The organism is Syntrophaceae bacterium (genome assembly GCA_013177825.1).
In the GTDB taxonomy this organism is placed as follows: domain Bacteria; phylum Desulfobacterota; class Syntrophia; order Syntrophales; family PHBD01; genus PHBD01.
The window spans coordinates 80,305-99,545 of sequence record JABLXX010000011.1 but is presented as its reverse complement, the minus strand read 5'-3'; the positions used below and the strand labels follow the sequence as shown (position 1 = coordinate 99,545).

Below are 19,241 nucleotides of genomic sequence, written 5' to 3'. Positions count from 1 at the left end.
AACGTACACCTTCCCGCACCCGCTGCAACGGGTCCCGAGTATCTTCCGCTCGTCCCGCAGCGACGAGAGAAAACGGCCCGCCGTCTCCCCGGCCCACCACGTGTACGGGACCGAGATCTGACCCTTCAGGGTCAGGGGCTCTACTTCCTTGATCCAATCCGTCATGTTATTCACCTCTACCGTTTTATGGTTCCCATGATCGCCCGGGCCTCGTCGGGTGTGGCCGGCTCGTGGCCCAGAGCCCGGACGATGCGGACCGCGTGCTCCACGAGTTCATAGTTTCCCTTGGCCAGCGCCCCGTCCGGCATCCGGATGTTGTCTTCCAGGCCTACCCGGACATGGCCGCCGCTGAGGATCGACTGGGTGATGGCCGGCCATTCGTCGTTCCCGACGCCGCAGGCGGTAAAGTTGGCTCCCGGCGGCAGCGAGGAGGCCATGGCAATGAAAGTCCCCGGCCGGAAGGTGTTCCCGCCGCAGACCCCCCAGACGAAGTTGAAGTTGACGGGCTCCGTGAAGGACCCGCCGCCCGAGATGGCGTGGTAGTTGTCGATTCCCGACGAGGAGTAGACCTCGATTTCCGGCTTGGTCCCGATCTCCTTCATCCGGGCGGCGAATTTGGCCACCATGATGAGGGAGTTTTCGAACGTATAGTCCACGAGAACTTCGCCGGTCTTCCGGTTCACCGCGGCAAAGTTCATGGTGGCCATATTGAGGGAGGACATCTCGGGCCGCACTGCTTCCATCTGCTGGAGACGGAGCTCCGGCGTCGCCCCCGGGCCGAGGGCCGACGTCATGTTGACGATCAGCTCCGGGACCCGCTCCTTGATGGCGTCGTGGCTTTCCTTGATCCGCTCGATCCGGATGGAATTGGCACCGTCGTCCTCCACGGCATGGACGTGCACCATGGCCGCGCCCGCCTTGTAGGCCAGCTCCGCCGCGTCGGCCAGTTCCTTCGGCGAGTAGGGCGTGTTGGGATTCTGGTTCTTGCGCGTCGACGATCCGACGAGTGCGCACGTTACGATTACTTTTCTGCTCATAAAGACTCCCGTTCCTTCTATGGATATTCCCCGATCCGGCGGCGCCCCGCATCGGGGATGCGGCGCCGGCCGCCGGAACCGTTCGTTACACCTTGAGCAAGAGCGCCTCTCCCTGGGACAGGCCGCCGCAGATAGCCGCCACGCCGAGGCCGCCGCCGCGACGCCGCAGCTCGTACATCATCGTCATGGCGATCCGGGCGCCGCTGGCGCCGACGGGGTGCCCGATGGCGATGGCCCCGCCGTTGACGTTCGCCTTCGCCTGCAGGGCCTTCTCCTTCTCCGGGTCCTTCCCGGCCAGGAGACGTAGCGACACCAGCGTGACCGCCGCGAAGGCTTCGTTGATCTCGATCAGGTCCACGTCGTCGATCCTGTTTCCCGTCCGGGCAAACATCTTCCCGATCGCCTGGGCCGGCACGTCGGCCATATACTTCGGCGTCCCCGCCGCGGCCTCGCATGCCACAACCTCCCCCAGGACCTCCAGCCCCAGGGACTCGGCCTTGCGGCGAGACATCAGGACGATTGCGGAAGCGCCGGAATTGAGTCCCGGGGCGTTCCCCGCCGTCACCGTGGGGCTCCCGTAAACCGTCTTCAGGGCCGACATCTTCTCGATGTTCAGGTTCTCCCGGGGCGATTCGTCCCGGTCCATCACCAGCGGAGCCTTGCCCTTCTGGGGAATCTCCAGGGGCATCAACTCCTCGCCAACCTTGTACTTCCCGGACGCATAAGCCTGGAAATACTTCCGGTGGCTGGCCACCGCCCATTCGTCCTGCATCTCCCGAGTCACCCCGTACTCCAGGGAGACGTGCCCCGCGTCGGTCGCCACCGGGGCGAATCCCTTCCGGCCGTAACCCAGCTCGAACAGGACGTCCTCCAGCTCGATGTGCCCCAGGCGGGTCCCCCAGCGAGCCTTGGCCGCGCTGGCGATCAGGGGAACGTTCCCCATGTTCTCCGCCCCCGAGGCGATCACCACCTCCGCGTCCCCCGACTTGATGGCCCGGTAGCCCAGGCGCATGCCCGTCATGGAGGAGCAGCAGGCCCGGTCGATGGTCAGGGAGATGTTGCTCTCCGGAAATCCGGCCAGGAGCGTGATCTGCCGGGCCGGAACGTTCGTGTAAATGGCGTATTCCGCGGGAATGCACGTCCCGTAATACACCTCGTCCACCTGGGCCGGATCGAGGCCGATGCGGTGGACGACTTCCTGGAGCACCTTGACCCCCAGGTCAATGCTCAAAATGGATCGCAGAACGCCGTCGAACCGCCCGAAGGGCGTCCGGACCGCGCTCACGATAACTACATCGTTGGGTTGCATGGGTTGTAAGCACCTTTCTATTCTTTTTTTATTCTATCCCCGTACACCGGCGGGGACTCCGCCCGGCCACAGGGCATGACCCGGGAAAGGGACTTCCCTCGCGCTCAGAAGCGTTTTTTTGACCCTGCATCGTCTCGCTCCGCTGCAAAGTCATAACTCGCACCGGACGGTGCAGAGACTGATGACTTTGCGGGCGCTTCTCTGCGACGGCAGGGTACCCCGAAAAAGCCGCTATTCGCGCTCCGGGAAGCCCCCCTCCCCGACGGACGTTCGCGGGGGCTGTCACGGGGGTTCCCGCCGTCGCGGAGACTTTTCCGCGGAGCGCCTTGTTCGATCGAAAGGCCGTCCGGATGGAAAAGTCTCCTAATTGCTCCTCTGGGAACCCCCGGCCGCGCCCCCGCGGCTGATCGGCCCTGGTAAAAGAAGGAGGTGAAACCCTTTTCCGCAGGAAAAGGGAGCTCCCTTGTTATTTTATGCGTTGCCCCGGCCCGGTCGGCCTTCAAAAAGGCCGCAGGCAAGGCGCGCAAACCCCGAGGAGTGAGGCGTACTTTATGTACGCCGCAGCGACGAGGGGTGCCGCGCAACGCAGCATCCGGCCTTTTTCAAGGCCGACCCTAGCGGATGCCGAAGTCCTTGCCCAGAATCTCCCCCGCACAAATCACGCCCGAGGCGATGGCGCAGTCCATGGCCACGCCGTATCCCTTGGCGGTATCGCCGGCGAAGAAGAGACCCTGCACGTGCTCCGACCGGACAGGCACCTTCTGGGTCCCCGCCTGGTTGATGCTCTTGGCGACCCCTTCCAGCTTCCAGCAGACCAGGTCGAGCTTCCAGTCGATGCTCTTCTTGAAGCCGGGGTAGATCTCCTCCATGAACTCCGGAAGGCGTGCGACGATCTTCTTCACGAGTTCCGGATTCCGGGACTCCTTCTCCGTCAGGGGCAGGTAGGCCGTGTAGAGGTACTTCCCCGCCGGGGCCACGGACGGATCCACGGCGGACTGGATGTTCCAGCAGATGTACACGTCGTAGTCGTAGCCCTCCGATTTGGGGAGGATGCAGGTGTTCTTGAGGCCCATCTTCGCCTCTTCCTCGGGCATGACGAGCTTGTTGAGGCCCATGTAGGGGGCGTAGCTGCCGTAGCCGTACATGGACTCGACCTTCGTCGACCAGGCCTCGGGGAAGTACTTCCGGTCGATGACCTTGAAGGTGTGCTGGGCGGGGATATTGCTAACAACCGTTTCGGCCAGGAACGTCTCTTCCCCGGCGGGGGTCTCGACCCGGACGCCGGTCACCTTGCCGCCGTCCACCTTGATCTCCAGGACCTTGGACTGGTAGCTGACCTCGCCGCCGAACCCCTTGAGCTTCTCAACGATGGCCTTGGACCACTCCATCGTGCCGTTGCCGACGAACCCGCCGACAAAGCCCAGGACGTTCCGGGTCAGCTTGGGGCCGAAGGCGTGCTTGAAGTAGCGGAAGATGTCCCCCATGGAGATGTCCTTCGGGTCGTTGATCGTCGAGAAGAGGGTTCCCACGGAGTGCAGGTGGTCGAAGAGGATGTCGCTCTTCGTGATGCCCTTGCCCTCTGCCCATTCCTGGAAGGAGACCTTCTCCAGGCGGTCGATTTCCTCCTCCGGGAGGCCGTAGGCCTCGTAATAGAAAGCCAGGAAGGGGATTTTCATCTCCTTGCCGATCTTCTTGAGCTGCGGATCGACGAAGGTTCCGGCGACGTCGCGGTAGAGTGTGCCCTTGTAGTAGTTCCCGTACATGGCCCCGTGTTTCGCCACCTCGGGGAGCCCCCCGATCAGGTCCTCGAAGTCGAGCATGTAGCCGGCCCCGTTGGCGCTGATGGCGTGATAGCCGATGTCGAGGGTGTAGCCGTCGAGCATCCGGTCCGCCAGGATCTTCTCGATGGCCGGGTCGGAGTCGGCAATGTAGGTGAACTGGGAGGCCAGGACCTTCTTGTACCAGTCGAGACCCTTGTCGGCGATTTCCTTCCCCTGGATGGACAGGGCGCGTCCTCCCGGGCGGTCGAGCTGCTCGAGAACCAGGACCTTCTTGCCTTCCTTGGCGAGGAGGGTGGCCACGGAGAGCCCCCCGACTCCTGCGCCGATCACGATGGCATCGTATTTTTTTGCTGTGGTCATGAGATTACGTTCCTTTCTATGCTGAATGGCCTGTTACAGGACCATGAATTCGTGGAGCAGTTCCCCCTGGACGGTGTCCTTCTTCCCGTCGATTTCGATGTCCATCCGGTAGTCGCCGAGGAACCGGAAGTAGTACTGGTCCCAGGCGGCCGCCTTGGGGAGCTGCATGGTCTCCACGAGCCGGGTCGTGTCGATGGCCAGTTTCATCTTTACGCCCAGGTTGTCCGTGGTGAGAACGAGGCTGTTTGCGTATTCCTGCCCGATCTTGGGCTCCTTCGTGAAGTTGCCGAGCTCCGTGTGCATGATGTTCGTCGACAGGACGATCTCGTTGCCCCGGGCGATGAGCAGGGGCGCGAAGACGGGCGCCTCGGGGTCCCGCGGCAGCACCCAGCCATAGTCCAGGCAGTAGTCGCCGCTGTGGATGCGGCCCCAGTACCAGGAGGAGCAGACCTCGTGCATCCGTGCGTTTCCCCAGTTGTGGTCGTGGTAGGCGGCCCCCTTCACGGGGATCGTCCCTTCTTTCATGTACAGCTCGCCCTCCACCTCGGCGTAGGGCACGGGGACGACCCAGCCGGCCACTTTCCCCGTCTCCTCGTTCTTGTAGTTGAACCCCGTTCCCAGCTTCCAGCCGGGGACGACGTTCTTGAGGACGAGCCTCGCGCCTATCTTGTTGATGATCATGGACAGCTCGTAGCGGCCGCCGCCCAGGTCCTTGAGCCAGCTGTCGCCCATGCGGACGTCGCACCAGTCGGGACCGGCATAGGTCTCCTCGGGCTTCCACACGGCGTAGCGCGCCGTCTGCGTGCCGTCGGGCCGGTAGATCATCAGCTGGGTGGTGGGAATGATGGGATTCATGAACTGGTTCCGGTAGTGGTACGTGAGCACCATGTGGTAGCCGTTGTCGAAGGAGCAGTCCACGTACCACCATTCATAGTAGTCGCCTTCGGTGTAGATGTGGCTGGCGTCGTCCCGGCGCTGGTAGTTCGCGGGATTCCGCTCCGCGCCGGGAACACCGTTGAAGGAGGCCAGGAAACATCGTTTTTCTTTTTCTTCCATGGTTTTTCTCCGTTCCTCAGAGGGGTTTGAAGTATTGAATGTCGAGGATGTTTCCCTTGCGGTCTTTTGCGAATACGGGTTGCACCCGCATGCCGATGTGGACCTTGCCGAACTCGACCTCGTCGAGGAAATGGGCCATGCCCGTGTCGGCGCCGTCGAGCCGGATCACGGCGTAGATGAACGGTGCCGGCCGCGGCTGGATCGGCTCGGAGTAGGTCACGAGGGTGAAGGTCTCCACGGTCCCCAGGGGGCCGATCTCGACCGCGTCTTTCAGCTCGCCGAAGCAGAACGTGCACACGGACCGGGGGGGCCAGAAGACCTTGTTGCAGGTCTTGCAGGGCGACCCGAGAAGCTTTTTCCGGTCCCGGAGGGTTGTGAAAAAACGACTCCCCGCCTTGCCGGCCCAGTAGTTTCCGTGGGCCGTCAGGTGCTGGTCCACTTCGAAGGGTTTGTATTCCGTCTTGTTTTCCATCTTGTCATTCCTCCCCTTCATCGCGATTTCGTTTGGGGCTTCTTCTGCCCCGGCAGGGGCTCGATGTAGCGGATGTCGCTCAGGTCGCCGATCCGCTCTTCCTTCGGGCGGAGGACCAGCCGGCAGCGCATGCCCACCCAGACCTTGTCCATGTCGGGCTCGACCTCCACCATGTGGTCCAGGACCGACGTGGCGCCGTCCAGCCGGACGGAGCCGTAGACGAAGGGAGGCTCATGGGGCTTGCCGGTGGTGGGGTCCGTCAGGGGAAGGTACATGATGGTGAAGTTCATCAGGGTCCCCTCGTGGGGCAGCTCGACCCACTTTTCATTTTTCACGTGGCATTCCGCGCAGACGACCCGCGGCGGCAACTGGACCCGCTTGCACTTCGGGCACTCGACCGCGAAAATCTTTCCGTTGTCCCGGAGCTCCGTCAGGCACTTGGTCATGTACCCCCCCGCCGCGAATCGGTATGGCACATCCACCGTCATGGGGATGGAGATCCATTCTTTGTCTTTTGTCGCCATGGTATCCTCCTTAATCTTCCAGCGTCTTGGACAGGGCGGTCATGACCGTCCAGTTCGTGCCGCCGTAGGCCGTCGTCATGGCCCGGCGCACGTCCCTGGGCACCTGATGTTCCCCGGCGTCTCCCCGGATCTGCAGGGCCGCCTCCCAGACGCGGAGCATGGCGGAAGCGCCGATGCAGTTCGTCGAGAGGACGCCGCCGGAGGGATTGACGGGAATCGGTCCGTCGATGTTCGTCTTGCCCTGTTCGATCAGCCGGAAGCCCTCGCCGGGTCCGCAGAGACCCAGGTCCTCGTACCAGATCAGCTCCGCCCAGGTCGCCGGCTCGTAGATCTCGAACACGTCGAAGTACTTCGCCGGGTCGTCCACCCCGAGTTTCCGGTAGAGCCTTCCGGCGCAGGCCCTGGAGAAGATCAGGCGCTTCGTCTTCACGTCACGCCAGTCGAGCTCGAACTGCTCGTTGTGGGCTGTTTCCATGGCCCGGATCCAGACGGGCTTCTTGCACCGGGACTTCGCCGTCTTCTCGTCCGCCAGGATCATGGCACAGGCGCCGTTGGAGGCGGGGCACATGTCGAGCATGCGGATGGGCCAGGCCAGCATCCGGGAATTGAGGGCGTCCTCGATGGTGATGTCGAGCTTCAGATGGGCATACTTGTTCTTCCGTGCATTCTGTCTGGCCTTGACGGCCACCATGGCGGAGTGCTCCTCCGTGGCGCCCCAGTTGGCGATGTAGGAAGACCCCATCATGGCGAAGTAGCCCACGGCCGCACCGGCCATGGAGCGGCCCCAGAGGGGATTGGCGACGCCGCTCAGGATGGCGCCCGTATCGCCTTCCTCCTGCTTCTCGAAGCCGATGCAGAGGACCTTGTCGAAGAGGCCGCTGGCTACATGGTGGGCCCCGGCGCAGACCGCCGTGGCGCCCACGGTCCCGCCCGTGGTGATCTTGACGCCCTGCTTGCCGTAGGCTCCCGTCCCGTGGACGAGCCAGCAGTCCGTCAGGTGGACGCCTTCGAAGAACTCCATATTTCCCAGGATGACCAGGTCGATCTCGTCCATGGTCATGCGGGCGTCCTTCAGTGCGGCGCGGACCGCCTCGTTGACCATTTCCGCCTGGTCCACATCGTGGCGGCGCGCTGCATGGTAGGTCTGGCCGCCGCCGATGATGGCTACATTTCGTTTCATGGCTTACCTCCGTCCTTCAGTTTCCGAGTACGACGACGCACTGGTGCTGGCCGCAGAACCCGGTGTGACCCTGGGCAACGGCGATATTCGCCCCCCTGACCTGGCGCTCTCCCGCTTCTCCGCGGAGTTGGAGAACCGCTTCCGCCACCCGGTTCAGCCCCGCCACGTTGGCGGGAATGCCGGACAGGAGCCCTCCCGACGGATTGACCGGCAGCTTCCCACCGATGGCGGTGGCGCCGGAGGCGGTGAACCGCCCGGCCTCTCCGCGATCGCAGAGGCCGAGTCCTTCGAGCCAGAGCAGTTCCTGGTAGGAGAATTCGTCGCCCACTTCCGCCAGGTCCACCGAGCGCCGGGGATTTTTGATGCCCGCCATGGCGTAGGCGCGGCCGGCGGCCTTTTCCAGGGCGAAGGTGTCCGCCAGGTCCCGGTCGCCCAGGTAATGGGCGTCGTAACAGGTCCCGATGCCGAGAATCCAGACGGGCTTGTCGGTGATCTTCCGGGCCCGCTCCTCCGAGGCCAGGACCAGGGCCACGGCCCCGTCGGCGTCCGGCGCGATGTCGAGCCTGTGCAGCGGCGGCGCCACGGCGGGGGAGGAGAGGACGTCCGCGACGGTGAAGTCGCCGGACTGGGAGGCGCAGGGATTGCGCTTTGCGTTGGACAGGTTCTTCACGACGACCCGGGCCGCGTCCTCCCGCGTAATCCCGTATTTGTACATGTATCGCCGGGCCTGGAGGGCGGCGGCGGAGGTGAAGTCGAATCCGAGCATCCGCGTGTAGATGGGGTCGAATGCGACGTTGTTTACGATGTGACGGTTTGTCTGGGACATCTTGGTGTGGGCCATGATCAGCGTGCAGGAATATTCCCCGGAGAGAATTCCGACGGCCCCGTAGAAAACGGCCGTCGATCCGTCCATGGCCATCTTCTCCTCCGCCCGCAGGTGTCCGCCGATGACGTCGGTGATGCCGATGTCCGAGATGGTCTGGCCGTCCCAGATGTCGTGGGAACAGCTGATGGCGCTGTCTATGTCCTCGGGCAGGGCCAGCCCCGTGTCCTTGAGAACCCGTGAGATGGCCTCGTAGGCCATCTCGCCGTAGTTGACGTCGGACCGCTTCGGTGCGAAGCGGGTCTGGGCCACGCCTACAATGGCGACTCGTTCGGTCATGCCTGCCTCCTTCACCGGCGGCCGCAGGCGCCTCCGCCGGGACCGTGATGGACGGTTTCCTCCGGGCGGGAGGTCGGCGTTCGGGCGCCGGTCATGGGTTGATAGCCCGGTGCGCCCGCACGGGCACACCGGGGCCTGGTGGTTTCTTGTCGATTCTATAACCGCTCGAAAATTGTCGCGATTCCCTGGCCTCCGCCGATGCACAGCGTGGCCAGTCCGTAACGGCCGCCGGTCCTCTTCAGGTGATGGAGCACCGCCAGGCTCAGGCGGCCGCCGCTCATGCCGTTGGGATGCCCGAAGGCGATGGCCCCCCCGTAGGGGTTCCATTTTTCGGGATCGACGGCATGGCCGTTCTGTTTCAGCTCCTTCATGACGGCCAGGGTCTGGGAGGCAAAGGCCTCGTTGCATTCCACGATGTCCATGTCCGCCAGTTTCAGGCCGGCCCGGTCCAGGGCCTTCGGAATGGCATAGGCCGGTCCGATGCCCATGTATTTCGGCTCCACGCCGGCGAGGGCGCAGGTGACGAAGCGGCCCAGGGGCTTGAGCCCCAGGGATTCGCACTTCTCCTTCGCCATGAGCAGCAGGGCCACACCCCCGTCGTTCATGCCTGACGAGCTGCCGGCAGTGACCGTTCCGCCCTTCTTGAAGACGGGCTTGAGCGACGCCAGCTTCTCCAGCGTCGTCGCCCGGGGATGCTCGTCCCGGTCGAAGACGACGGGATCGCCCTTCCGCTGGGGGATCGTGACGGGCACGATCTCTTCCTTGAAATATCCTGCCTCGATGGCCTTGATCGCCAGGGTCTGGCTCCGGAGGCCGAAGGCATCCTGCTCCTCCCGGGAAATGCCCCACTCCTCCGCCAGGATCTCCGCCACGATTCCCATGGGGGCGTTCGTCTCCGGCGTCGGGCCGACTTCCTTGGTAATGAAGGCGTTGGGCGTCAGGGAGAAGGGGACCTTCTGGCGCTCCATCAGGTAGGGCGCGTTGCTCCAGCTTTCGCATCCGCCGGCGATGTAGGTGTCGCCGAAGCCCGCCAGGATGGCCATGGCGGCGGAATTGACGGTCTGCAGGGCCGAGCCGCACTGCCGCTCCACCGTCTGCGCCGTAACGGTGACGGGGAATCCCGCCTTCAGGACCGCCCAGCGGGCGATGTTGACGGCGGCGTTGTTCGTGCAGGCGTGGCCGATGAGGACGTCCTCCACGATGGCCGGGTCGATCTTCGTCTTTTCGATGAGCCCCTTGAGGGCGAAGGCAGCCAGTTCCTCGGGGCGGAACCCGGAGAGCGCGCCTCCCATCCGGCCGATGGCCGTCCGGACGCCGTCGACGATGTATACTTCTCTCATGTCCATACCTCCTTACTTGCCCGTGAATACGGGTTTCCGCTTCTCCAGGAAGGCGTTCATCCCTTCGACGCGGTCCTGCGACCCGAAGCACATGCAGAAACAGCGTGCCTCGATGGAAAGTCCCGTCCGGAGATCCGCCTGGATGCCCATGTTGATGGCTTCCTTGCCCATGGCCAGGGCGATGGGGCTCTTGGATGCAATGCGCTTCGCCAGTTTCGCCACGGCGTCGTCCAGCTCCGCCTTCGGGACCAGCATGTCCACCAGGCCGATGCGGTAGGCCTCCTCGGCCTTGATGTGCTCGCCTGTCAGGACCAGCTTCTTGGCCATGCCCACGCCGCAGAGCCGGGCGAGGCGCTGGGTTCCACCGTAGCCGGGGATGATGCCCAGGTTGATCTCCGGAACGCCCATGATGGCCGTATCGGCGGCGACGCGAATGTCGCAGCAGAGGGCCAGCTCCGTTCCCCCGCCCAGGGCGATGCCGTTGATCCGGGCGATGACGGGCTTCTGGAAGTGTTCGATGTTCCAGGTGATCTGCTGCCCCGCCGGGAGGCCGTGGATGACGTCCAGGTAGCCGGCACCCTTGGCCATGATGGAGATGTCTCCTCCCGCCACGAAGGCCTTGTCGCCCGTGCCGGTGAGCACCACCACGCGGACGGCGTCGTCCTTCTCGATTCCGTTCAGCGCATCCTGGATCTCGAACATGGTGTTGTCCCGGATGGCGTTGAGCACTTCCGGCCGGTTGATGGCGATCGTCGCCACGGCCCCGTCCTTCGTCACAATGATGTCTTTGTACTCCATGGAATGATCCTTTCTTTCCGTGTTTGATAGATCGCCTTCATCCGTTCCGGCACCGGTCCGGGGGAAGCGTCCGTTTCACCAGCGGGGCCTTGACGGCGCCGAATCAGAAAACCTTGAAGGGTTTCTTGGTACCGTCCGGCAAGTAGTCGTAGAAGCCCTTGCCGTTCTTGAATCCCAGACGGCCCGCCTCGATCATCTTGCGGTACAGGATGTTCAGCTTGTCCGCCTCGGAGTGGGTGTACTCGAAGACAGAGTCCTGGGCCATCTGGATGACGTCGAAGCCGCCGAAGTCCGCCAGCTCGCAGGGTCCCATGGGGTGTCCCGCGCCCAGCTTCATCGCCGTGTCGATGTCCTCCGCCGTCGCCGTCCCCTCGAGGACCATCTGGGCGGCCGTCATGTAGAGGGGGCCCAGCAGGCGGTTCACGATGAACCCGGGCGTGTCCTTCACCTTGATGGGTGTCTTGCCCAGGCGCTTCATCGTATCCATGGCGATCTCCACGGTCTTGTCCGCCACGCCGACGGGGCAGATGATCTCGACGAGCTTCATCACCGCGGCAGGATTGAAGAAGTGGGTTCCCACGACCTGGTCCTTGCGGTTGGTCGCCCCCGCCACGGCCGTGACCGACAGGACGGAGGTGTTCGTGGCCAGGATCGTCTCGGGCTTGCATAGCTTGTCCAGCTCGGCGAAGATCTTCTTCTTCAGGTCGAGATTTTCGGGGACGGCCTCGACGACGAAGTCGGCGTCTTTCACGGCTTCCGCCAGGTCCGTGGAGGTTTTCAGGCGGCCCAGGATGGCCTTCATCTCGTCTTCCGCCAGTTTTCCCTTTGCGACGCGCTTGGCGAGGCTCTTCTGGATCCGGGCGGCTCCCTTCTCGACGAACTCCGTGCTGACGTCGTAGAGAACTGCATCAAAACCCGCCTGGACGGCGGCCTGGGCAATGCCGTGGCCCATGGTGCCGGCCCCCAGAACGGTGAATTTTTTTACTTCCATGTTGAGACTCCTTTCTTGGGTTTTCCCGTCCCCGTCCACCGGGACGGGCATCGGGCGTTTTCAGGCGCTCCCCTGGGGATGACGGGCGGAGGGCGGCTCCGGAGGGGTGGAGGCCGGTCCCTCCCTCCCGTTCATCCAAGGAGGATGGCGCGAATCACTTGTTTTCAATGCGGTTTACTTCCCAAACTCCTTCTTCATTTCCTCGTACAGGTCGAGTTTCTTGACCTTGCCCAGGAGTGTCAGGGGAAGCTGGGCGCGGAAGATCACGTCTTCGGGGATCTTGTAGTTTGCCAGCTTGTCCTTCAGGAACTCCCGGATGCCCTTGGCCGTGGGACTGGTTCCGGGCTTGGGCATGATATAGGCCCGTCCCACCTCTCCCATGACCGGGTCGGGCCGTCCCACCACGGCGCTCATCAGGACATCGGGATGCTTCGCCAGTGCCTCTTCCACCTCCGGCGGATACACGTTCTCGCCGCCGCGAATGAACATCTCCTTTTTCCGGCCCACGATGACGAGGGAGCCGTCCTCTTCGAGGCGCCCCATGTCGCCGGTATGGAAGTATCCCTTGTCGTCGAAGACCCGTTTGTCTTCGTCGGGCCGCTTCCAGTAGCCTTTCATGACGGGATCGCCCTTGACGGCGATCTCGCCCACCTCGCCCTGCGGAAGGATGCCGTTCCGCTCGTCCATGATGACGAGGTCCACCCCGGGGATGGCCCGGCCTACCGAGTACTTGAGCTTCTCCTCGCCATGGCTCGGGTGGGTGAAGGTGATGGCGCCGCTCACCTCGGTGAGCCCGTAGGCGTTCCGGGGCATGACGCCCATCCTGGTCTTGATTCCCAGGATCAGCTCCGACGGGCAGGGCTGGCTGGAGACGATGGCCACCTGGATGGACTTCAGGTTGTACTTCTCGACGTTCGGATTCAGGAGCTCCAGGGCGTACTGGGCCGGCACCTGGCCGATGACGGAGATATTCTCCTTCTCGATCGTCTTCAGGGTCTCTTCGGGGTTGAACATGTCCATCATGACAAGGGTGTTGCCTGCGTTCAGGCAGGCGATGACGGCCATGACGGCGCCCCCGACGTGGTTCAGGGGGATGTTCAGGAGGAGCCGGTGGTCCCCGGCGAAATCGGAACTGGCGATCTGGCCGTCGGTATAGGAGATCAGGTTCCGGTGGGTCAGGACGGAGGCCTTGGGCACCCCCGTGGTGCCGGATGTATAGAGAAACAGGACGGGATCGTCGGGCTGGACGGCCGCTTTCGCTTTTTCCAGATCCGGTCCGGGGTCGGCGATGAAATCGTCGAACGGAATCATTCCCGCCGCGGCCTTGTCGCGTTCCAGGATCACAACATGCCGGAGGGAGGAGAGCTCGCTCCGGACGGCGGCCAGGCCCTGGAGGAAATCCATTCCCAGAAATCCCGCCGTCATGGCGAGGACGGAGATCCCGGCGTTTTCGGCAACGAAGCGGACCTCCTGGGGCGTGAAGCGCCAGCTCACGGGGACCGCCACGGCGCCGATCTTTGCGGCACCAAGGTAGAGAAAGACATTTTCCGGCCAGTTGGGGACGTAGATGCCGACACGGTCGCCCTTCCGAACCCCGAGCCTGAGCAGCCCGGCGGCGACGCGGTCCGTCTGTTCGTCGTAATCCCGGAACGTAAAGCGCCGGTCCTGGAAGACAACGGCTTCCCGATCCGAACGCTCTGTGGCGTATTTCTTGAGAAAATCTCCCAGCACCATGATGTTGCCCTCCTTTTGTCTGGCTCCCTGCATGGATGTCGGTTGTTTTCCCCGTCGCCCCGATACGGACGGGCCCTCCGGTCTTGGAGAAGCCCGCCCGTCGGGAAGGATTCTTTCCGCCGGCGCCGCCCCGCCGCCCTCCCGTCAGCCGGAACTTGCCCCGCGCCTCGAGGGGAAGCGGTGTCGCCGATAACCGGTCGTCCGCTTCCCCCGTCGGTCGGGGAAGGGAGGCGATGGCGTCGCCTTACATTCTTTCTTTTTTCTGTTCAGGCGGGTTTCCCGGACCACCCGGGCACAGATTTAAAAATTACCCTTCCTGAACTTTTTCGTGCCTCTTTACGCTTCGTCCGCGGGGGCGCGGCCGGGGGTTCCCAGAGGAGCAATTGGAAAACGTTTCCGTCTCCCAGGCTCTTCGGTTTCAGAAGGCGAAGAGCGGAAACGTTTTCGCGACGGCGGGAGCCCCCGTGACAGCCCCCGCGCCCCATGGGCCGTCCCGTCTCCCGTCTGATCCCTTTCTCATTCCTTTGGCCGCTGGTCGACGATCCGGGTGGCCTTCAGGGTCTGGCCCGGGTTGAAGATTTCCGTGAACGGCACGAACTCCACCTTCGGCGTCAGCTCCACGGCCCGCTTGACCTTTTCCTTCAGTTCCCCTTCCATCCGGGCCTTGTCCACGCCCTCGTCGGCCCCGACCTTCAGGATCAGGAGGTCCATGGAGTAGGGATCGTCGGCCTTTTCCTTGGTCACGATGAACTGGTACTCGATGACCCCCGGGGTGTTGGCCACGGCGTCCCGCATGGTCTCGGGGTTGATGAGGGTTCCCTTGACCTTCATGAGCTCACTGGTCCGGGTCCCGTAGGTGCTTCCCACGGTCGTTACGATCCGCTGGTCGTTGCGGCCGCAGATGGGGCAGGGCTCGTTTGTGATGGCGACGATGTCGCCCACCAGGTAGCGAAGCAGGCAGGTGCCCCGGCGGTCAAGGTGGGTGATGCACAAGAGCCCCGGCTCCCCGTCGGGTTTCCGCTTCCCCTTCTCGTCCACGGCCTCGAAGTAGTACATCTGGGGCACCCCGCAGTGGGCTCCGCCCAGCTCCGCGCACTCCTGGAAGGCCGTCTGCCCCTCGGTGAATCCGAAGGCGTTGCTGATGTAGACCTCGCCGGCCCCCATCTTCTGGAGGCGCCTGCGCATGTCGTCCCGCATCCCCTTGGGCACCGCCTCGCCCAGGGCCTGGATCTTGTTGATCCGGGAGAGGTCGCGCCCCTGCTCCTCGGCGGTCATGATGAGCCGCCGGATGTAGGAGGCGATCCCCGAGAGGGCATTGACCTTCTTCTTCTCGATATCCTCGATGGCCTGCTGCATGGAGCGGTGGATGCTGTAGGGGAACCCGGGCAGCGGGGCGCCGGTGAAGCCCCAGCACATCGTCATCCCCACGGCGGAGGCGAAGTGGACCGTCTTGTAGTACCCGATGTGGGGGATGAAGTGGAACGGGAAGAGATTCATGAGGATGTCGTCGGGCTCGAGATAGGTGATCTTGCAGCCGATGCGGAACATCCAGGTCTGCAGGAACATGTCGTATGTCGTGTTGTAGAACCTCGACGGAAGCCCCGTGGTCGTCCCGGTGGTGTACGTGATCTCATAGAGGATGTAATCCATGATCTTGGCGAAATCCATGTCCAGCTTGAAGGATTCGCCCCGGTCCTTCATATAGTCGGCCTTGCTCGTGACGGGGATCTTTTCCAGGTCTTCGACGCTCTTGATCGACTTCGGATCGACGCCCCACTCCTTGAACTTCTCCCGGTAGAAGGGGCTCTGCTTCTCCAGCCGCTCCATCTGTGCGACCAGGTTGGCATCCTGGGCGCTCCGGATCTCTTCCTTGCTCTTGAAAGCGAGATCCAGCGGCTGGTCCCCTTTGTACAGGGGGATGCTGTCGATCCAGGCCATAATCTCTTCACGGTTCCGCGGTACTTTGAACACTTTCGACATGTCGTTTCCTCCTTTTAGATTGACTGGTCAGTCATGTCTGTCTGCACAAAGAACGTCGCTTCCAAAACGGGATGAATGGCATTACAGGGCCTTCAGGCTCCGTGCGGTGACACGGCGGGCCCGGATGGCGTCGCAGAGGCCCTCCATGTCGGTGATGGGATCCGGAAACACCGTCCGGCAGAGACCGACGCTTCGGAGATCATGGGCGTCGCTGCAGCCGATGCCGGCCAGGTTCCGCTTTCTCATGGCTTCCTCCGCCAGGGCGATGCTCTCGCGGTCGTAGGAGGGGTGAACCACCTCCAGACCATCCAGGTCGTAGTCGTAGACCCGGAAACCGGCCCCGTAGAAATCGCTGTTGGAGGATACGATTTTCTTGAAAGGGTGGGCGGCGATGACGACACCGCCTTCCCCGTGCACCATCTCCAGGATCGTCTCCAGGGAACGGCTCGATCCGAGGCTGCGGGGATATCCGAACAGCAGAAATTCCCCCTGGAATTCCCCGCGCTTCGTGTAACAGGCTACCTCCTGGCCCGCCAGGACGAGCAGGTTCTCCACGCCGCTGGCTTCGACGAGCTCCTGAAGGTTGTCGTCGGACCAGCGGATGCCGTGCTCCGTCAGGGCGATGCCGTCCAGGCCCGCTTCCCGGGCCTTCCGCAGCAGGCCGGACGGGGGCAGGTTGCTGCAACCGGAATAGCGGTTGGTGTGGATGTGAAGGTCCATCTCCATGGTGTGTATCCCGGGCCGCTGAAAAATAACCGTTTGCTGCGTTTCCCTCATCCTTCGCCATTCGACGTACCGAAAAAGTACGACTCATGGCTCAGGATTTCGGGGGCCTTGCCTCCGGGCATTTTTGAACAGCCCTTTCTCTCGTTCATAAACCAATCTGCTTGCCGATTACTTCCTTCATCATCTTGTACACGTCGAGTGGCACGGGATCAGGGCAACGCCGCAGGCAGCCCCGTTTCAGCAGCCCGCTTCACTACAAGCCCATCTGCTTGCTGATGACTTCGTTCATGATCTCGTACGTCCCGCCGCCGATAGCGAAGAGGCGCGAGTCGCGGTAGAGGCGCTCCACGAGATATTCCCGGCAGTAGCCGTAGCCGCCGTGGATCTGGACGGCGTCGTAGACCACCCGGTCGCAGACCTTCGTGGCGAAGTTCTTCGCCATGCAGGCCTCCTTGTAGGCGGGCTGGCCGTTGCCGATCCTGGTGGCAACGCTGTAGCTCATCTGCTTGGCCGCCTCCACCTGGGTCGCCATCTCGGCGAGCTTGTGGCGGGTCACCTGGAAGCCCGTCAGGGGCTTGCCGAAGGCGATCCGCTCCTTGGCGTATTTGATCGACTCCTCCAGGGCCATTTCCGCCACGGCGTGGGCTTCCACCGAGAGGTAGAGGCGTTCCTTCTGGAAATTCACCATGATCCCGACGAACCCCTTGTTTTCCGCCCCCAGGAGGTTTTCGACGGGGACTTCGCATTCGTCGAAGCTCAGCTCTGCCGTGTCGGAAGACCACCAGCCCATCTTCTCGAGTTTCTTCGAGCAGGTGAATCCCGGCGTCCCCTTTTCGATGACGAGGAGGCTGATGCCGCCGTGTCCCGGTCCGCCGGTCCGGACGGCGGTGGTCACGTAGTCCGCTCGGCTCCCGCTGGTGATGAAGGTCTTCGAGCCGTTGACGATGTACTTGTCGCCTTTCCGGACGGCCCGGGTGAGGAGATTCGCCACGTCGGAACCGCCGCTCGGCTCCGTAACGCCCAGAACGGCGATCTTGTCGCCCGCCAGGACGGTGGGGACGAACTTCTGCTTCTGCTCTTCCGTTCCTAGGGCCAGGATGGGCGGCACGGCGATGGCGCTGGAGCCGAGGCTCGACGGAAGCCCGACGGCGCCGCAGCGCATGATCTCCTCCGTATAGGCCACCTGGTGGAAGATGTCGCCGGGCGTTCCGCCGTACTCCTCGGGATAGCCGAGCCCGATGAAACCGGCGTCTCCGGCCTTCTTGTAGAGTTCCAGAGGGATGATTCCCTCTTCTTCCCATCGGTCGAGGTGCGGTGCGATTTCCCGGGCGACGAAGCGGCGGACGCTGTCCCTCAGCATGTCGTGTGATTCACTGAAATAGTCATTGTACATGGATCATCCCTCTTGGTTCCGGAGTCTCGTCGATTCCGTTCAGTATATGTCCGGGCAGCCTTTTCCGGCGCCCGGGTAATGGATTTCGTAGCGGTCTTCCCGGCGGAGCCCCTCGACCTGCTGTCTTCTCCTCTGTTCTTCCGCGGCGCTGGTTCCCCCGAGAATGAACGGGGAGCCGCAACCCGTCGGTCCGGCCGGGGCGAGGCACAGGACCGCCGCGTCGTCGAGAATGCATCCGGGCCGGTCGTACCGGTCGAACAGGAGGTCCGGAACTTCCTCGACGGGATACCGGCGGCAGATCTCTCCGAGCTCCTTCCCGTCGCCCTCCCCGGACGGGAGCAGGGCGGCGAAGCCGTCGGTGGCGAGAAGCAGGCGGGACGATTCCTCGAGGGAAATCTCCTCGACCTGCGAAAACCGGTCCGCCCGGCCGACGAACCAGAAGTTGTTCTCCGTCAGTCTCTGCACCGAGCCGCTTTCCGTATCGATCCGGTACAGGAGGCTGTCGCCCGCATGAAACATCAGGCCCCGGAGGCCGCTGTCCTGCCTGAAGAGCAGGATGCCGGTGAAGGTGCAGCCGTCGGAAGGATAAAGCTCCCGGACCAGCATTGCCGCGGCGAGAACCACGCTTTCCCGGAGGATCGCCGCCTCCTCCTCCCGGTAGGCCCGGCCCGCTTCCAGGCCGGTCATCCCGTTCAGGATCGCGCTGAACCCTTCCATGACCCGCCGGACCGCCCGGGGATTCCGGTCGGAACCGTCCCCGACGGCGAAGAAGGCCTTGTCGGGGTGAATCAGGATCCCGTCGCCGACCCCCGACGTCGGCGGGGATCCGGTTGATCCCGCCCGGACCCGCGCCCCGAGAACTCCGGGGCGGCGGACCGAGCGGTGTTGATGGTTGAAGAGATAGCCGTTATTTTGCAACGTCTCCCGCTCAGCCTTTCGGTTTTCTCCCGCAAAGGGCCCTCGTCGTGTAGATCACCACGTCTTCGCCCCGCTGGTTCTTGATGGCGTTCTTCGAGACGATGACGCCCGTCTTGTCGTCTTTCGGATCCAGTTTTTCCACGGTGACTTCGCAGTGGATCGTGTCGCCGATCTTGACGGGGCCGGTGAACCGGACGGAATCCATGCCGTAAAAGGCGATGAAGGACTTGGGCAGGGCCACGTACTGGCCGAGCCGGAAGATGAGGGCGCTGCCGATGCACAACGAAAGCATGCCGTGGGCGATCCGCTCACCGAAGAAGGCTTTCTTGGCAAACTCGACGTTCGTATGAATGGGGTGCCAGTCTCCCGTCAGCATTGCAAAAAAGGTGATGTCCGTCTCGGTGATGGTCCGGGCCGGCGATTTCAGAACTTCTCCTACGGTGTAATCTTCCAAAAACAGCTTATCCATGACTTCTCCTC

Annotated in this window: 18 protein-coding genes; all 18 read right to left on the bottom strand. The window is 63.2% G+C overall.

Annotated features, from left to right (window positions below; translation table 11 throughout):
• A partial coding sequence (locus tag HPY65_17770; protein ID NPU86330.1) for a DNA-binding protein occupies positions 1 to 165 on the bottom strand: 165 nt, incomplete at its 3' end.
• Between the two features lie 11 nt (positions 166 to 176).
• Entirely contained in the window at positions 177 to 1,037 is an 861-nt protein-coding gene (locus HPY65_17765) for a 3-keto-5-aminohexanoate cleavage protein (GenBank protein ID NPU86329.1), read from the bottom strand.
• An 85-nt stretch (positions 1,038 to 1,122) separates the two neighbouring features.
• Complete coding sequence (locus HPY65_17760; GenBank protein NPU86328.1) at positions 1,123 to 2,346, bottom strand: thiolase family protein; 1,224 nt, start codon at positions 2,344 to 2,346, stop codon at positions 1,123 to 1,125.
• Positions 2,347 to 2,960: 614 nt separating this feature from the next.
• Positions 2,961 to 4,487, bottom strand: coding sequence for an NAD(P)/FAD-dependent oxidoreductase (locus HPY65_17755; protein NPU86327.1), 1,527 nt, complete (start codon positions 4,485 to 4,487; stop codon positions 2,961 to 2,963).
• 33 nt (positions 4,488 to 4,520) lie between these two features.
• Positions 4,521 to 5,543, bottom strand: a complete 1,023-nt coding sequence (locus tag HPY65_17750) for a hypothetical protein (GenBank protein NPU86326.1) — start codon at positions 5,541 to 5,543, stop codon at positions 4,521 to 4,523.
• Positions 5,544 to 5,559: 16 nt separating this feature from the next.
• A complete protein-coding gene (locus tag HPY65_17745; protein ID NPU86325.1) occupies positions 5,560 to 6,015 on the bottom strand; it encodes a Zn-ribbon domain-containing OB-fold protein in 456 nt (151 codons plus the stop codon).
• A 17-nt stretch (positions 6,016 to 6,032) separates the two neighbouring features.
• Entirely contained in the window at positions 6,033 to 6,539 is a 507-nt protein-coding gene (locus tag HPY65_17740; GenBank protein NPU86324.1) for a Zn-ribbon domain-containing OB-fold protein, read from the bottom strand.
• A 10-nt stretch (positions 6,540 to 6,549) separates the two neighbouring features.
• Positions 6,550 to 7,719 carry a thiolase family protein gene (locus tag HPY65_17735; protein NPU86323.1) on the bottom strand — a complete coding sequence of 390 codons (1,170 nt, stop codon included), beginning with the start codon at positions 7,717 to 7,719 and terminating at the stop codon, positions 6,550 to 6,552.
• A gap of 16 nt (positions 7,720 to 7,735) precedes the next feature.
• A complete protein-coding gene (locus HPY65_17730) occupies positions 7,736 to 8,881 on the bottom strand; it encodes a thiolase family protein (GenBank protein NPU86322.1) in 1,146 nt (381 codons plus the stop codon).
• 155 nt (positions 8,882 to 9,036) lie between these two features.
• Positions 9,037 to 10,221: a thiolase family protein gene (locus tag HPY65_17725; GenBank protein ID NPU86321.1), complete on the bottom strand. Its 1,185-nt coding sequence runs from the start codon at positions 10,219 to 10,221 to the stop codon at positions 9,037 to 9,039.
• A gap of 12 nt (positions 10,222 to 10,233) precedes the next feature.
• Positions 10,234 to 11,019 carry a crotonase gene (locus HPY65_17720; protein NPU86320.1) on the bottom strand — a complete coding sequence of 262 codons (786 nt, stop codon included), beginning with the start codon at positions 11,017 to 11,019 and terminating at the stop codon, positions 10,234 to 10,236.
• Between the two features lie 103 nt (positions 11,020 to 11,122).
• Entirely contained in the window at positions 11,123 to 12,010 is an 888-nt protein-coding gene (locus HPY65_17715; GenBank protein ID NPU86319.1) for a 3-hydroxyacyl-CoA dehydrogenase family protein, read from the bottom strand.
• Between the two features lie 174 nt (positions 12,011 to 12,184).
• Positions 12,185 to 13,744, bottom strand: a complete 1,560-nt coding sequence (locus tag HPY65_17710; protein ID NPU86318.1) for an acyl--CoA ligase — start codon at positions 13,742 to 13,744, stop codon at positions 12,185 to 12,187.
• A gap of 516 nt (positions 13,745 to 14,260) precedes the next feature.
• Entirely contained in the window at positions 14,261 to 15,724 is a 1,464-nt protein-coding gene (locus tag HPY65_17705) for an AMP-binding protein (protein NPU86317.1), read from the bottom strand.
• 81 nt (positions 15,725 to 15,805) lie between these two features.
• Positions 15,806 to 16,450, bottom strand: a complete 645-nt coding sequence (locus HPY65_17700; protein NPU86316.1) for a PHP domain-containing protein — start codon at positions 16,448 to 16,450, stop codon at positions 15,806 to 15,808.
• 253 nt (positions 16,451 to 16,703) lie between these two features.
• Complete coding sequence (locus HPY65_17695; protein NPU86315.1) at positions 16,704 to 17,843, bottom strand: acyl-CoA dehydrogenase; 1,140 nt, start codon at positions 17,841 to 17,843, stop codon at positions 16,704 to 16,706.
• A 39-nt stretch (positions 17,844 to 17,882) separates the two neighbouring features.
• Positions 17,883 to 18,761, bottom strand: coding sequence for a SpoIIE family protein phosphatase (locus HPY65_17690; protein ID NPU86314.1), 879 nt, complete (start codon positions 18,759 to 18,761; stop codon positions 17,883 to 17,885).
• Between the two features lie 10 nt (positions 18,762 to 18,771).
• On the bottom strand, positions 18,772 to 19,230 hold the full coding sequence (locus HPY65_17685) for a dehydratase (protein NPU86313.1): 459 nt from the start codon (positions 19,228 to 19,230) through the stop codon (positions 18,772 to 18,774).
• Positions 19,231 to 19,241 lie beyond the last annotated feature (11 nt).